The organism is Mesorhizobium sp. UC74_2, from assembly GCF_042701485.1.
Taxonomy (GTDB): Bacteria; Pseudomonadota; Alphaproteobacteria; order Rhizobiales; family Rhizobiaceae; genus Mesorhizobium.
This window is the reverse complement of record NZ_CP170562.1, coordinates 2,029,166-2,044,077: the sequence shown is the minus strand read 5'-3', so window position 1 is coordinate 2,044,077 and position 14,912 is coordinate 2,029,166. Positions and strand designations below refer to the sequence as shown.

At 61.3% G+C, this 14,912-nt stretch carries 16 protein-coding genes and 2 pseudogenes; 9 read left to right on the top strand and 9 right to left on the bottom strand.

Annotated features, from left to right (window positions below; genetic code table 11):
- Positions 1–59: 59 nt before the first annotated feature.
- Both ACFJIU_RS09890 and ACFJIU_RS09885 read right to left on the bottom strand, forming a co-directional pair.
- Positions 60–1,742, bottom strand: a pseudogene (locus ACFJIU_RS09890) (biotin carboxylase N-terminal domain-containing protein); the annotation flags it as partial.
- A gap of 147 nt (positions 1,743–1,889) precedes the next feature.
- Positions 1,890–2,234, bottom strand: a complete 345-nt coding sequence (locus tag ACFJIU_RS09885) for a cupin domain-containing protein (protein WP_379070591.1) — start codon at positions 2,232–2,234, stop codon at positions 1,890–1,892.
- A 96-nt stretch (positions 2,235–2,330) separates the two neighbouring features.
- On the opposite strand from ACFJIU_RS09885, the gene ACFJIU_RS09880 reads away from it, so the two are divergent.
- From ACFJIU_RS09880 to ACFJIU_RS09860, 5 genes are all read left to right on the top strand, one after another.
- Entirely contained in the window at positions 2,331–2,804 is a 474-nt protein-coding gene (locus ACFJIU_RS09880; protein ID WP_379073034.1) for a GNAT family N-acetyltransferase, read from the top strand.
- Complete coding sequence (locus ACFJIU_RS09875) at positions 2,801–3,283, top strand: YaiI/YqxD family protein (protein WP_379070588.1); 483 nt, start codon at positions 2,801–2,803, stop codon at positions 3,281–3,283. The genes ACFJIU_RS09880 and ACFJIU_RS09875 overlap by 4 nt, the downstream gene beginning before the upstream one ends.
- 17 nt (positions 3,284–3,300) lie before the next feature.
- Positions 3,301–3,975: a DUF1345 domain-containing protein gene (locus tag ACFJIU_RS09870; RefSeq protein ID WP_379070585.1), complete on the top strand. Its 675-nt coding sequence runs from the start codon at positions 3,301–3,303 to the stop codon at positions 3,973–3,975.
- Positions 3,976–4,084: 109 nt separating this feature from the next.
- Entirely contained in the window at positions 4,085–4,966 is an 882-nt protein-coding gene (locus ACFJIU_RS09865; protein ID WP_379073032.1) for a cytochrome b/b6 domain-containing protein, read from the top strand.
- 2 nt (positions 4,967–4,968) lie between these two features.
- The gene (locus tag ACFJIU_RS09860; RefSeq protein WP_379070583.1) at positions 4,969–5,760 is read left to right on the top strand and encodes a molybdopterin-binding protein; all 792 of its coding nucleotides are present in this window, start codon (positions 4,969–4,971) and stop codon (positions 5,758–5,760) included.
- A 193-nt stretch (positions 5,761–5,953) separates the two neighbouring features.
- Here ACFJIU_RS09860 and ACFJIU_RS09855 read toward each other — a convergent pair whose 3' ends face one another.
- The 6 genes and pseudogenes from ACFJIU_RS09855 to ACFJIU_RS09830 form a co-directional block, all read right to left on the bottom strand.
- Positions 5,954–6,424: a DUF1203 domain-containing protein gene (locus ACFJIU_RS09855; RefSeq protein WP_379070580.1), complete on the bottom strand. Its 471-nt coding sequence runs from the start codon at positions 6,422–6,424 to the stop codon at positions 5,954–5,956.
- A 78-nt stretch (positions 6,425–6,502) separates the two neighbouring features.
- Positions 6,503–7,060, bottom strand: a complete 558-nt coding sequence (locus ACFJIU_RS09850) for an OmpA family protein (protein WP_379070577.1) — start codon at positions 7,058–7,060, stop codon at positions 6,503–6,505.
- Positions 7,061–7,241: 181 nt separating this feature from the next.
- Positions 7,242–7,802, bottom strand: a complete 561-nt coding sequence (locus ACFJIU_RS09845; RefSeq protein ID WP_379070575.1) for a GNAT family N-acetyltransferase — start codon at positions 7,800–7,802, stop codon at positions 7,242–7,244.
- A 4-nt stretch (positions 7,803–7,806) separates the two neighbouring features.
- Complete coding sequence (gene sseA / locus ACFJIU_RS09840) at positions 7,807–8,661, bottom strand: 3-mercaptopyruvate sulfurtransferase (protein WP_379070572.1); 855 nt, start codon at positions 8,659–8,661, stop codon at positions 7,807–7,809.
- 32 nt (positions 8,662–8,693) lie between these two features.
- Positions 8,694–9,437 carry an alanyl-tRNA editing protein gene (locus tag ACFJIU_RS09835; RefSeq protein WP_379070569.1) on the bottom strand — a complete coding sequence of 248 codons (744 nt, stop codon included), beginning with the start codon at positions 9,435–9,437 and terminating at the stop codon, positions 8,694–8,696.
- Positions 9,437–10,472, bottom strand: a pseudogene (locus ACFJIU_RS09830) (cysteine synthase A). The gene ACFJIU_RS09835 and the pseudogene ACFJIU_RS09830 overlap by 1 nt, the downstream one beginning before the upstream one ends.
- A 214-nt stretch (positions 10,473–10,686) precedes the next feature.
- On the opposite strand from ACFJIU_RS09830, the gene ACFJIU_RS09825 reads away from it, so the two are divergent.
- Entirely contained in the window at positions 10,687–11,511 is an 825-nt protein-coding gene (locus ACFJIU_RS09825; RefSeq protein WP_379070567.1) for an SDR family NAD(P)-dependent oxidoreductase, read from the top strand.
- A gap of 82 nt (positions 11,512–11,593) precedes the next feature.
- Positions 11,594–12,628 (top strand): alpha/beta hydrolase, encoded by a 1,035-nt coding sequence (locus tag ACFJIU_RS09820; RefSeq protein ID WP_379070564.1) that lies wholly within the window; start codon positions 11,594–11,596, stop codon positions 12,626–12,628.
- A 12-nt stretch (positions 12,629–12,640) separates the two neighbouring features.
- Here the strand turns inward: ACFJIU_RS09820 and ACFJIU_RS09815 are convergent, their stop codons facing one another.
- A complete protein-coding gene (locus ACFJIU_RS09815) occupies positions 12,641–12,982 on the bottom strand; it encodes a RidA family protein (protein ID WP_379070562.1) in 342 nt (113 codons plus the stop codon).
- A gap of 222 nt (positions 12,983–13,204) precedes the next feature.
- On the opposite strand from ACFJIU_RS09815, the gene aztA reads away from it, so the two are divergent.
- Entirely contained in the window at positions 13,205–14,026 is an 822-nt protein-coding gene (aztA, locus tag ACFJIU_RS09810; RefSeq protein ID WP_379070559.1) for a zinc ABC transporter ATP-binding protein AztA, read from the top strand.
- A 47-nt stretch (positions 14,027–14,073) separates the two neighbouring features.
- On the top strand, positions 14,074–14,898 hold the full coding sequence (aztB, locus tag ACFJIU_RS09805) for a zinc ABC transporter permease AztB (RefSeq protein ID WP_379073031.1): 825 nt from the start codon (positions 14,074–14,076) through the stop codon (positions 14,896–14,898).
- Positions 14,899–14,912 lie beyond the last annotated feature (14 nt).

Sequence of the window (14,912 nt, the reverse complement as noted above, 5' to 3'; positions counted from 1 at the left end):
TTCACCGGCATCAACCGCTCCAGTGCCGCGGTCTGTGGCAACATAGCCTGCGCCGCCACTGACATGCCTTTCCAGGCGATGCGGCTGCCGTTCGGCAATGGTCGCAGCTGTGCAGCAACCCTCTGCTTGCCCACCGTACCGCGCCACACCGGTTCACCCGGCCGCCAGTCCGATGTCACGGTAAGCGCCGTGCCGCCTTCAACCGACAGGTCGAGTTCCATCGGAATGGAAATCATGCCTTCAAGCACGGTGGCCGACAGGTAGTCCTGCCCGAGTTTCACCACCCAGTCGCGCTTGAGCGCACCGGAGTGCGGTGCCAGCCGACCGCCGAGGCGATCGAGCCGGTCCCGGCGCAGCAGTTCGACCGCCGTCGCGATCGCAGCCAGCACCGCCTTGTCTTCGGCGCTGGGCGCAATCGGTTCGAAGCCATCCGGATATTCTTCGGCAATGAACCCCGTGGACAACCGCCCTTCTCGCCAGCGTGGGTGCTGCATCAATGCCGAGAGGAACGGAAGATTGTGCTCGATGCCATCGACCACGAACTCATCCAGGGCTTCCGACATGGCATCGATCGCCTCGATGCGTGTCGGTGCCCAGGTGCAGAGCTTGGCGATCATCGGATCGTAGAACATCGAGATTTCGGAGCCTTCGGTGACACCGGTGTCGTTGCGCACGACGATGTCGCCGAAACTGCCTTCCTCCGGAGGCTGGTAGCGTGTCAGCCGGCCGATCGACGGCAGGAAGTTGCGGTAGGGATCCTCGGCATAGAGCCGGCTTTCAACCGCCCACCCGTTCAGCTTTATGTCGCTCTGGCCGAAGGCCAGTTTTTCTCCGGCCGCTACGCGGATCATCTGCTCGACCAGATCAATGCCGGTGATCAACTCGGTCACCGGATGCTCAACCTGCAATCGTGTATTCATTTCAAGGAAATAGAAGTTTTTGTCCTTGTCTACGATGAACTCGACCGTACCGGCGCTCTGATAGTCGACCGCCTTGGCCAGCGCCACTGCCTGCTCGCCCATGGCCTTTCTGGTTTTCTCGTCAAGGAAGGGCGATGGCGCCTCCTCGACGACCTTCTGATTGCGGCGCTGGATCGAGCACTCGCGCTCGCCGAGATAGACGGCATTGCCGTGTCCGTCTGCAAGGACCTGAATCTCGATATGGCGTGGGTCGACGACGAATTTCTCGATGAAGACGCGGTCGTCACCGAAGGAACTCCTGGCTTCCGAGCGTGCGCGGTCATAGCCGTCACGGACCTCTTCCTGGGTCCGGCAATGCGCATGCCCTTGCCGCCGCCGCCGGCGGAGGCCTTGATCATCACCGGATAACCGATTTCGCCGGCGATGCGTTCGGCGTGGTCCGCGTTTTCGATGACGCCCAGGAACCCGGGCACCGTCGAGACCTTGGCGGCATTGGCGAACTTCTTCGATTCGATCTTGTCGCCCATAGCATTGATTGCCTTGGGTTTTGGGCCGATGAAGATGATGCCCTGCGCTTCCAGGGCTTCGCAGAAAGACGCACGCTCGGACAGGAAGCCGTAGCCGGGGTGCACGGCTTCGGCGCCGGTTGCCCTGCACGCTTCGATGATCCTGTCGGCGATCAGATAGCTCTGCGCGGCAGGCGCCGGTCCGATATGCACCGCCTCGTCCGCCATCTCGACATGGACGGCATCACGATCGGCATCCGAATAGACCGCCACGGTGGCGATACCCATCCTGCGCGCCGTCTTGATGACACGACAGGCGATCTCGCCGCGGTTGGCGATCAGAATCTTCTTGAACATGGATGCCGCGTCCTCCGCTAAGTCCTTACCTTTTATGGAGTCCCGCGCGCCTGCTCAAGCCGCAGTCATCTGCTAAGCCGCTGTTCGAAAGTTGAAGAGCGAATGTCTACTCCAGCCATTCCGTGGCAAAGGCGCCAGCGACATGCACATCGGTGCTTTCGAGCCGCCCGGGCCCGAGGTTGGAGAATTTGTGCGGAACATTGGCGGGAGCAACCAGGATCTGCCCGGCCTTTGCCTCGATCGTCTCGTCGCCAATGGTGAAAAGCGCCCGGCCTTCCCTGACGATGAAGACCTCCGGATAAGGATGCCTGTGCAATTTCGGCCCGCCACCGATCTGGTCGGAACTGTAGAAGATCACCGAGACCTCGGCACCGAAGGCTCCACCTTCAAATTCCCCATGCCACACATCCGGTTTCTCGGCCCATTGCTCGCGCTCGATCACATGTGCCATGGTCGCTCCATCCTCGTTTACCGACGCCGACCTTAGACAAAGATGCGCCGCGCCGGAACATCACCCCTGTTTTGGGGCACCTCACAGGAATCGGAAATGGCCGAAGCTGACTACAGCGTTGACGTGCGCACGCTCGATGAATTTTCGCCGAGAGAACTCTACGCGATGCTCAAGATGCGAACCGACGTCTTCGTGGTCGAACAGAAATGCCCCTACCCCGAACTCGACGGCGCTGATCCCGACACCTTGCATCTGCGCCTGTTGTCTGGCGGCGCATTGCTGGCCAGCGCCCGCATCGGCAAACCGTTGGAGACCGGGGACCCGGCCGTCATAGGTCGGGTCGTGGTTTCGCCGGACCATCGAGGCAGACGCCTGGGCGATGCGGTGATGAGAGAAGCCGTCGCGGCGTGCGAGCAGCTCTTTTCCAATCACCCTATCGCGCTGTCGGCCCAGAGCCATCTGCAACGCTTCTATGAAACGTTCGGCTTCGTCGCGGTTTCGGAAGAATATCTGGAGGACGATATTCCGCATATCGATATGGAACGCCGATTGACAGCGGCAGCCGGATGACATCAACCACGTCGATGACCGTTTCAATCTATGTCGACGCCGACGCCTGTCCGGTAAAGGAAGAGGTGGTCAAGGTTGCCGAAAGGCACGGTGTCGCCGTCACATTTGTCTCGAATGGCGGTTTGCGCCCGTCCCGAGACCCGATGATCCGCAACGTGGTCGTCAGCAAAGGCGCGGATGCCGCGGACGACTGGATTGTCGAAAACGCCGCGGCGAACGACGTCGTCATTACAGCCGACATCCCGCTTGCCGCCCGGGCCGTTGCCCTCAACGCCCATGTGCTCGGGCCCACCGGACGTCCCTTCACGCCGGAAACCATCGGCATGGCCGTTGCCATGCGCGATTTGAAGCAGCATCTGCGCGAGACCGGTGAAAGCAAGGGCTACAATGCGGGCTTCAGCCCACAGGATCGCTCGCGGTTCCTGGGTGAGCTTGACCGAATCCTGCGACGCGCGCTCAAATCAGCGGCACCAAGCTGAAGACAGCAGGCCCGCTCATGGAACGATTGATTGGCAAGTCGACAAACCGCCTGATGCCTTTTGCAGCGGCGGCCTGCGTGGGGTTGATCGCACTGGCGATAGCGCTGCAATTCCAGCTCGCCATCGCATATTCCATCGGCGCGGACGCGTTCTTCCTCGTTTATGTCGGGTTGATGCTGGCGCGCATGCCATACCTGACCGCCGAGCACCTGCGCCGTAAGGCACAGGCCGATGATCTTCCGATCTTCGTTATCTTTGCCGTCACTGTTGCGGTCATCGCCGTTGTCGTCGGCTCGCTCTTTCTGATCATCAACGACAATCACAAGCACTCTTCGACGGAGTTGCTGACGTCGCTGATATCGCTGCCGCTCGGCTGGCTGACCATCCATACCATGGCGGCGTTCCACTATGCCCACGTCTATTGGCGAGACGACGACGAGGTGAGCGACGCCAAGGGCAAAGCGGTGCGCCAGCCTGTTGGCGGTCTCCAGTTTCCGGGTGAGAAGCCGCCCCAGGGTTGGGATTTCTTCTACTTCGCCATCGTCATCGGCATGACGGCTCAAACCGCCGATACAAATGTCACCACGACCCGCATGCGCAAGCTGGTGATCCTGCATTCGCTGATCACCTTCCTGTTCAACACGGTCATCGTGGCGGCAGCGGTCAATGTCGCTGTTACCCTGGGCAACTGAAGCGATCAGCGCACAAAATCGTGATGGCGTGAAACAAGACGAGGTCGGGACTCGTACTACCATGCGAAAACCACTCGCGAGCCGTATCATGCGGCAGAAGGGGCCAGGCATGGATGCGATCGCCAGCATCGACGAAAGCGCAGAAGCCTTGGCAGGCCGGTCAAAAAAGGGGCCTCTGGTCTACCGGCAGAACCGCTGGACGCGGCTTACCCATTGGCTCTGGGCCTTTGCCTTGTTCTTCCTGCTGCTCAGCGGCCTTCAGATCTTCAACGCCCGACCGCAGCTCTACATCGGCAAGGAATCGGGCTTCGGCTACAACAATACGATCCTGAAAATCGGCGCGGAGAATACGAACGCAGGTCCGCGCGGCTTTACGGAGATCCTTGGCTACCGTTTCGATACCACTGGCGTTATCGGCTGGTCGGGGCCACCCGGCAATGAAACCGCTCGCGCCTTCCCGTCCTGGGCAACCGTCCCCTCGTATTACGATCTCGGCACCGCGCGCGTCATCCACTTCTTTTTTGCCTGGACGTTGAGTGCAACACTGCTCGTCTGGCTGCTCGCAGGGCTGTTCAACGGCCACATTCGGCGCGACCTTGCTCCGCGTCCGGCCGACATCCGCAATCTGCCGCGCGACATCGCCGACCATGTCCGGCTGCGTTTCCACCATACCGGCCGCTACAACACGCTGCAGAAACTTGCCTATGGCGGCGTTCTGTTCGTTCTTCTGCCGTTGATGATCCTGACCGGGCTTGCCATGTCGCCCAGCATGAATGCGGTCCTTCCCTTCCTGAACGAGGTGTTCGGCGGGCGGCAGACCGCGCGCACCATCCACTTCACGGTCATGGTGCTGCTCGTCCTGTTCTTCCTCGTTCACATGCTGATGATCCTGGCCGCTGGGCCGATCAATGAGTTGAGATCGATCATCACCGGCTGGTATCGGACCGATCCACCCAATGGCGGGACAAACATGACCGGACGGAGTGACTGAAAATGGCCAGGTTCCAGATCAGCCGCCGCAAATTCCTGACCGCCGCCGGCCTCGGCGCGTCCGGCATCGTTCTGTCCGGCTGCGATGCCTTCGACGGTCAACTTGGCATGGGTGACGGCCTGCGCAATTTCCTCGAGGGGGCAAACGGCGTGACCTATCGGGCGCAACGCCTGCTGGCAGGGCGCGAGCGCCTTGCACCGGAGTTCACCGAAGCGGATATCCGCCAGCCAATGCGGCCGAATGGCATTACCGCCCCCGACGACGATAGCTACAAGGGCCTGCTCGCGAACAATTTTGCCGACTGGCGCCTTGAGGTCACCGGACTTGTCGAGAAGCCGCTGTCGCTGACGCGCGAACAACTGATCGCGATGCCGAGCCGCACCCAGATCACCCGACACGACTGTGTCGAGGGTTGGAGTTGCATTGCAAAGTGGACAGGAACTCCGCTCTCGCTGGTCCTGGACCAGGCTGTGGTGAAACCGCAGGCTCGTTACGTGATGTTCCACTGCCTCGATACGATCGACCGCAATCTCTCCGGTGACATCAAATATTATGGTTCGATCGACCTGATCGACGCGCGCCATCCGCAGACCATTCTGGCCTACGGGCTCAACGGCAAGCCGTTGCCGGTGGAGAACGGCGCGCCGCTGCGCGTAAGGGTCGAACGGCAGCTCGGCTACAAGATGCCGAAATACATCCGGCGCATCGAACTGGTTGATTCCTTCGGCAATTTCGGCGGTGGCCGCGGCGGCTATTGGGAAGACAATGGCTACGACTGGTACGGCGGCATCTGATAAGCCGACGTCATCGCGCAAAAACAAAAAAGCGGGGTAGAACCCCGCTTCCTCGTCCGTCGAAAATCACCGCCGGTCCATCCGCGGTCGGTGAAATCGTTCGACACCCGTCTTATAGGCACTCAATACAACAGCCACGTGACAGGCTGGCGCGATCTTCGACCGATTTTGGTTAAGCAACCGTTACCTCGGCTCAACCGCGCTCGATCCGGCACTGATAGCAATTGTTGCGGGCCGAGCGCATATGCAGGTAGGCGACATCCTCGCGCTCCAGCAGCGTTCTCGCACGCTCTGTGATGTCCGGTGTCGGCACCACGGCGCCGGTTCCATAGACGATACGGTTGTCGGCGCTGTATCCACGCATGATGTAGTCCTTGGTATCCAGGAACAGCTCCGGAATCGCCGCCGTTTCCTCGGCACGCTCACATGCCTCGGCGTGCAGGAAGATCGGTCCAGTCTCGGCATAGGGCTGCAGCTCCGGGAAGGGCCGGTAAGCCAGGATCAGGTAGGCGTCGCCAGCTGCGACATTCCTGAGGCAATGCCGGCATGGCACGCCGTCACCGTCGGAAATCCTGCGTTCGGGTGCGTGGCCATAGGCGTCAGCTCCGCCTGCTTGCAGCGTACGCACGGATTCGGTCGGCAAAGCCTTGAACAGGAAGGACATGGTTAGGTTCTCCGGTTTTCCTGAACCGGAACCTATGTCTTCGGGCCAGTATTCTCCCACCCGAATCCTGCATTGGCCTCAGCGGATGAAATCGTCGAAGCGGCGCAGGGTGACGCGGCGATTGCGCCAGTTCTCGTTCTCGGTCGGCACCAGCAGGAATTCCTCGCCATAGCCAACCGTCTCCAGTGCATAGCCCGGCACGCCGAATTCACGCACCAGCGTGCGCTTCAGCGAAGACGCACGCTGTTCCGACAACGCCTGGTTGGAAGCGAACGAACCGACGGCATCGGTGTGACCTTCGATCAGCACGCGTGCATCAGGATCACGGCGCAGGGTGCGGCGCAGGCCGTCGGCGATGATCTCGACCTTGCGATATTGCGATGGGTCGATCGAAGCCGAACCGAAGGCGAAGTTGATGGACTGGATATCGATCGACGGTGCCATCCGGCGCAGGTCGGGGCGCCGTTTGAATTCGCGAATGGTGACGCGCTCGTTGGGACGCAGCTTCATGCGCGGTGCCGCTTCCAGTTTCCGTTCGATCTGCGCGGCAGATGGTGTCTGCGCCTGCGCAAATGCAAGGCTCGGCAGCGCAATCGAAGCAATCAGCGCAGCGGCGACGGTACGGCGAGAAATCATACTGGGCTCCTGAGATTGGCCGGATCGATGTTGCCAGCACCATGGCAGAGCCAAGCTGAAGCGCGAATGAACGCGCCGTTCAGCAGCCTCCCGAGCAATTCCAGGAAAAATGTCAGCTGTTTTCCGTCCGGAACCGCGTAAAAACAAAAAGCTGGAGCGTTTCCGTGAACAACGGAACGCTCTAGCGCATGACGCTGGCCGACCGCTCGACAAAAGACATCGGCCGCACGACTTCCTTCTTCTGCGCCACCGGTTTGAAGCCGAGCTTCTGGTAGAGCGGCAGCGCCGCCGGATGATCCAGCGTACAGGTTTGCACGGTAATCCGCTTTGGCCCGTGCGACCAGCAAGCCTCGATGGCTGCGCCCAGGAACCAGCGGCCAATGCCCTGCCCCGTCGCATGCTCCATCATGCCGAAATAAGCCAGTTCAGCCTCTCCAGGCAGATGCGGCTTGACGTCGAAGAAACCCGCCGGCGCACCGTCGAGATAGAGCACACGGATATCGCGGTCCTCACGATGCAGGCCGGCTGCCAGTTCATCGTCATCAAGCTTGAGCACATTGACCCATTGCCATTTGCGCCCGACACGATCCTGCAGATAACGGTAGAAATGCAGCGGGATCATCCGCGTCTTCAAAAGCGCGATCTGCCGGTTGTATGGCAGCGGCGGATAGTAGGCTGGCGGCACCTCCATCTCGAGGAAGGTCACCGTCACGTCGATCTGCTCCTGGTCGTCGGCGCTCATTCGCTCAGCGACCCTTGCCTGCTTCCACCGGCGTGTCCGGCAGCCCGCCCCATTCGGTCCAGGAACCGTCATAGAGCCGGTTGTCGGTATGACCGAGCGTTTCCAGCGCCAGCGTGATGACGGCTGCCGTCACACCCGAGCCGCATGACGTGACGACGGGTTTTGACAGATCGATCCCGGCCTGCTCGACAATCTCACGCAGTTTCGACTTCGGCAGCAGCACACCGTTTTCAGACAGCGCGCTGTAGGGCAGATTATGTGCGCCAGGCATATGACCGGGGCGTACACCCGCGCGCGGTTCCGGCTCGGCGCCGGCAAAGCGCTCCGGCGAACGGGCGTCCGCGATCTGACCTTCTCCGCTGGCGACAACACGGCGCATATCCTCGAGTGAGGCTACCCTGGAAGCATCGAAATCGGCATGGAAGATGCCTGGCGCGATCTTGGTGGGCTCGGCTGTCACCGGACGTCCGTCTGCTTTCCAGCGATCGAAGCCGCCATCCAGAATGTAGGTCTGGAACACACCCATGACACGGAACATCCACCATGCACGCGGCGCCGAAAAAAAGCCCCGCCCGTCATAGACGACAATCGTGTCATCTGCCGAAATGCCCATCGTTCCGACATACTGGGCGAAGTCACGTGGCGACGCCAGCGTGTGCGGCAGTGGCGAGTCCCGGTCGGAAACGGCATCCTGATCGAGGAACACAGCTCCTGGAACGTGCGCGGCATCGTATTCGCCGCGCGCATCCCGCTTCTGTGCTGGCAGATACCAGGAGGCGTCGACGATCGACAGGCCGGGCTGACCCAGCCGCTGTTCAAGCCAGTCCGCGTCGACGGTAAAGGGGCTATCCTCGGCCATGCTATACTCCCAAATATCTGATGCCGGGCCGATCAGGCGACCGGCAAAGGCCCGAACCGGATTCGGAAGCGCCGATTCTCGCGGCCCTTCTTTTCGATCTTGCCGATATGAATCTCGCCGACTTCGCCTGTGCGGGCAACATGCGTACCGCCGCAAGGCTGGCTGTCCACCGAAGCGTTTTCGCCAATCAGCACGAGGCGGATACGACCTGTACCGCTGGGCGGGCGGACATTCTTGGACTTCACAAGGCCCGGATTGGCGGCCAGCTGTTCATCAGTGATCCATTCGATGGAAACAGGGTGGTCAGCCCGCACCAGTTCCATCAGCTTTGCCGTCACCTCTTCCTTGGAATAGCCGGTGTCGGGAATATCCAGATCGACGCGGGAATCGTTTTCGGCAACGGCCGCCCCGGTGATGGGAAATGGGCACACCACACTGAGCAGGTGGCAGGCGGCGTGCATGCGCATCAGCAGATAGCGGCGATCCCAGTCGATGACGGCCTTCAGCTTCTCACCGACAGCCGGAACCGGCTGGTCAGGCGCCGGGACATGGATGATCTCGTCCTTGGTCTCGCCAGTCACCGTGGCTGCGATCACAATCCGGCTGCCATCCGCGCGCTCGAAACGACCGGTGTCGCCCGGCTGGCCGCCGGAGGTTGCATAGAAGACGGTGCGGTCGAGAATGATGCCGCCACGATCGTTGATAGCCAGCACGGTCGCTTCCAATTCCTTCAGATAGGAATCGTCGCGGAAAACCGCCTCGGTCTTGAAGGCCATTACGCCACCTGTTCGAAAGGCACGGAAATGGTACTCACCGCCTCCATCCACTCCGGTGTCGGCAGGCTCTTGCTGCGCAGGAATTCCGGATTGAACAGTTTCGACTGGTAGCGCGTGCCGTAGTCGCACAGGATGGTCACGATTGTGTGACCCGGTCCCAGCTCGCGGGCCAGGCGGATGGCGCCGGCTATGTTGATGCCTGTCGAACCACCGACGCAGAGCCCTTCCTCCTGGATGAGGTCGAAAACGATCGGCAGTGCTTCCTCGTCCGGGATCTGGAAGGAGAAGTCCGGAGTGAATCCCTCGAGGTTGGCGGTGATGCGCCCCTGCCCGATACCCTCGGTGATCGAGCTGCCTTCGGCCTTCAGCTCACCGTTGGTGTAGAAGGAGAAAAGTGATGCGCCCAGAGGATCGGCCAACGCGATCTTAACGTCGTTGCTCTTGCCCTTGAGACCCGCCGCCACACCGGCCAGCGTACCGCCTGAACCGACTGCGGAAACAAACCCGTGCACCTTGCCAGCGGTCTGCGCCCATATTTCTTGCGCAGTGGTCTGAACATGACCGTCGCGATTGGCGACATTGTCGAACTGGTTGGCCCAGATCGCGCCGTTCGGCTCGCTTTTCGCCATTTGCTCTGCAAGGCGGCCCGACAGTTTCACGTAGTTGTTGGGGGTTCTTGTAAGCGACCGCGGGAACCTCGATCAGTTCAGCGCCGAGCAGCCGGATGGTATCCTTCTTCTCCTGGCTTTGCGTATCGGGGATGACGATGACCGTGCGATAGCCCAGCGCCTTGGCGACCAGTGTCAGCCCGATACCGGTATTGCCGGCAGTTCCCTCGACGATGACGCCGCCCGGTTTCAAGAGGCCGCGCCGTTCGGCGTCGCGGATGATGAAGAGGCCGGCGCGATCCTTGACCGACTGGCCGGGGTTCATGAACTCTGCCTTGCCCAAAATCTCGCAGCCGGTCTCTTCCGAGGCGCGGTTGAGGCGGATCAGCGGCGTGTTGCCGATAGCGTCGATCACCGAACGGTGCATGAGGAATCCTTCTCGTGTCAGCGAAGAACCCTAGAAACGCTGGGCTGCCGTTTCAAGGCTCGAATTGGCCTGGACCAGTTGCATCCGCTGCTGCAACTTCGCCTGACAATGGAAAACATCAGTCAAAACTAAAATAGCGGGCATCCAAGAACATGCTTTCCTTTCGACTTACGCACGGCTAGATGACCCATTGAAAGAGCTTTCGGGACACTGAATGACACTCTATCGGGCCAGCCCGAAAGACGGCGTTGCCTGGATCACCGGGGGCAGTTCCGGCATCGGCAGGGAACTCGCGAAGGAATTGGCAGCGAAAGGCTTCGTCGTAGCGGTCACCGCACGCGAAGAAGACCATATCGGCATGCTGATTGCAGAAACCGCTTCCCTGCCTGGCCGGATCGTTGCCTTCCCATGCGACGTCACGGATGAACAGGGCATGGCCAACGCCGTCGTCGCCATAGAGACCGATCTCGGCCCCATCGCGCTCGCCGTCTTCAATGCGGGGAGCTACACGCAAGTCGCCGGCGACAATCTGTCGGTGCGCAAGTTCCGCCGCACTTTCGATGTCAACGTGATGGGTATCGTGCACGGGCTGGTGCCGACGGTGAAATTCATGCGCAAGCGGGGCTGCGGCCATATCGTCATGGTTGGATCGATCAGCGCCTATTTCGGCTGGCCGACCACCGCCGCCTACGGTGCCACCAAGGCAGCCATCAATATCATGGCGCAGTCGCTGAAATTCGATCTCGACAAGCTGAACATCCGGGTCCAGGTGATGAACCCTGGTTTCATCGACACGCCGATGACGCAGAAGAATGGTGTTCGTCTGCCAGCGCTCATCTCCTCGGCCTGCGCGGCCGACAGGATGATGCGCGGCATCGAAACAGGCGGTTTCGAGATCACCTTCCCGCGTCGTTTCACGCTATGGCTCAAGGTACTCGGCATGTTGCCGCACCCGCTCCGCCACTGGTTCCTCAACCGGATGACAGGATGGGGCGACAGGCCGTTGAGCTTCGGCCGCAAGCCGCGCCAACCCATCTAGGGACTTGTCCTGGCATCCGGCCCACCCGGTTGCCTGTTGCCAGCCATCACAATAGTTTGCGCCGGTTAGTCTGGAGTTTGTCATGGGGCGCCGTATCACGGTGATGTTCCTGGGTCTGGTCATCCTGATCGTCCTGGCGGCTTTCTTGGGGCCGCGCGTATCGGTCGACACCAAGATCCGTTTCGATCCGGCGAAGATCGGTGACGATCCACAGGCCTACATCATTCGCGAGGAAGCCAAGCTGCCCGACATCCGGGACGGCCTGGAAAAGGAGATCATCTGGGCCAACCCGATGATTCATGCCAGGACGCCGCTGGCGGTCGTCTACATCCACGGTTTCTCCGCCTCCAAGGAAGAAACCCGTCCGCTGGCCGACAAGGTGGCGGAGGAACTTGATGCCAATCTGTTCTATACGCGCCTGACAGGCCACGGTCAGAGTGACGCGGCAATGGCCGAGGGCAACGTCAACGCCTGGATCAACGACTATGAGGAAGCGCTCGCCATCGGCCGGGCAATCGGCGACAAGGTAATCGTCATCGCCACGTCGACGGGCGCTTCGCTTGCAACCTGGTCGGCAAGCCAGCCGGATGCCTCCAGGGACGTCATCGGCATGGCGCTGCTTTCACCGAATTATGGCGTGCAGGCTTCTGGCTCCGAGATGCTGTTGTGGCCATGGGGCAAGCAGCTCGCAGAGCTGATCATCGGCAAGGAGCGCTCGTTTGTGCCGCGCAATGCGCTGCAGGAAAAATACTGGACCTGGCGCTATCCCACCACGGCACTGCTGCCGATGGCTGCTCTGACCCAGCTTGCTTATGGAGCGCCGGTCGGAGACGCCAAGGTGCCCGCGCTTTTCATCTTCTCGAACGACGACAAGGTGGTTCGACCCGAACGAACGCGTGAAATCGCTTCGCGCTGGGGCACGCTGCATGAAGAGGTGCCTATCGACAACAGCGGCGATCCCGACAACCACGTCATCGCCGGCAATGTCCTCTCGCCGGGAACCACCGATTTCATCGCCCAGCGGATTGTCGTCTGGGTGAAGGCATTGATGGACGATGTTCCGCCTGCCATGCATCCGGGTGGAGCGTCGACACCGGCCGACGCTCCAAAGCAGTAAGACGCCGACGCCTCAGATGGCGGCGGTGATGATGATCTCGACCAGATATTGCGGGCCGGCCAGCTTGGCCTCGCCGGTGGCGCGGGCCGGTGTGTTGCCCTGCGGAACCCAGGCGTCCCATTCCTTGTTCATCTCGGCGAAGGTGCTCATGTCGGAGAGCCAGATGATCGCCTGCAGGATCTTGGTCTTGTCGGCACCGGCCTTGGCCAGCAGCGCATCGACGGTCGCCAGGATATCCTTGGTCTGCTCGCCGACGGTCTTGCCTTCGCCGACCTGACCGGCCAGATAGGCGGTATTGCCGTGGATGACCACCTGGCTCATGCGGGGGCCGACATCGATGCGACGAACGCTCATGGATAAGTCCTTTCCTGATTGGAAAGGCTTCTTTAGAGAGCGCCTCGCCCCCCGACAAGGTCACGCCCGCCGAATACCGTCGCAGGCGCAATCAGTCGTGGCCGCTGTCATAGCGCGGCGGCGTTTTCTTGCCTTTCACGAACGCCACAGCTTTTTTCTCGGCCCATGTTGACACATGTAATAACATAACATACGACCTCTTTCGTAAGAGTACGGACCACCATGAGCCAAGCTGCCCTCACCTTTCGCGACCTCACCCTGGGCTATGGCAGCCATCCGGCCGTTCATCACCTGAACGGAACAGTCCGGAAGGGTTCGCTGACCGCGGTCGTCGGTGCCAACGGCTCAGGCAAATCCACGCTCATGAAAGGCATCGTCGGGGCATTGCGGCCAATGGCCGGCGCCGTCGTCAAGATGCCGGGCACCCGCATCGCCTATCTGCCGCAGCAGTCGGAACTCGACCGCAGTTTCCCCGCACGCGTCGTCGACCTGGTCTCCCTTGGGCTTTGGCCGCGCCGCGGATTGCTCGGCCGGCACACCGCCGAAGATCGCGCGTCCGTGAGCAAGGCATTGATGGCAGTCGGCCTCGAGGGCTTTGAACCTCGCGCACTGGACACGCTTTCCGGTGGCCAGTTGCAGCGCGCTCTGTTCGCCCGTGTCCTGGTACAGGATGCCGACCTGATCCTGCTTGATGAACCATTCAACGCCATCGACGCCAAGACGGTTGGCGACCTGATTGCCTTGATCAAGCGCTGGCACGGTGAAGACCGCACGGTGATGGTGGTAGCGCACGACCTCGAACTGGTGCGGCAGAATTTCCCGGAGACGCTGCTTCTTGCCCGCCGCACGGTGGCCTGGGGCGCAACCTCGGCGACGTTGAGCGCGGAAAACATGTTGCGCGCCCGCAGGTTCCACGAAGCTTGGGAAGACGATGCGCCCTGGTGCGAACCGGATGGTCACGACCACGGCGCAGATGAGCATGATCACCCACACCATGACCACGACCATCACGCCCACTCCGCCAAGCGGAGGGTGGCATCGTGAGTTCGCTCTACACCTTCTTCATCGCTCCCTTTGCCGATTTCGCTTTCATGCAGCGGGCTTTGGCGGGCTCGCTGATGCTGTCGCTCGGCGCCTGCCCGGTCGGCGTTTTCCTGATGCTGCGGCGCATGAGCCTTTCCGGCGACGCCATGGCACACGCCATCCTGCCGGGTGCCGCCGCAGGTTTCCTGTTCTACGGGCTGGAGATCCTGCCCATGACAGTCGGCGGACTGATCGCCGGTGTCATTGTCGCGCTCGGGGCCGGTGCGGTTTCGCGCTTCTCCATTCAGCGCGAGGACGCGTCGATGGCGGCGTTCTACCTGATCTCGCTGGCGATCGGCGTGCTGATGGTTTCGATCCGTGGCTCCAGCATCGACCTGATGCATGTGCTGTTCGGCACGGTACTGGCACTCAACAATGAGGCGCTCGTTTTGATCGGCGGCATTGCCGTGGTGACACTGGCCGCGCTTTTCCTGTTCTGGCGGGCGCTCGTCGCCGAATGTCTCGATCCGCTGTTCCTGCGCTCGGTGAGCAGGCTTGGCAGTCCCGTGCATTTCATCTTCCTTGGCCTGGTCGTGCTCAATCTCGTCGGTGGTTTCCAGGCGCTTGGCACCCTTCTCTCAGTCGGCCTGATGATCCTTCCGGCCGCCGCCGCCCGCTTCTGGAGCCAACGCGTCGGACCAATGTGCGTGCTTGCCGTCGCAATCGGCTTCGCCGCCTGCACCTCCGGGTTGCTCCTGTCCTATCATGCAGCGCTGCCGTCCGGGCCGGCGATCATCCTCTCGGCGGGTGCTGCCTACATTGCTTCCCTGCTGGCGGGACCGCGCGGCGTGCTGCGCTCGCGCCTCGTCCACCACCGCCACAGAACCGCCTGACCGTTCAAAGGAGT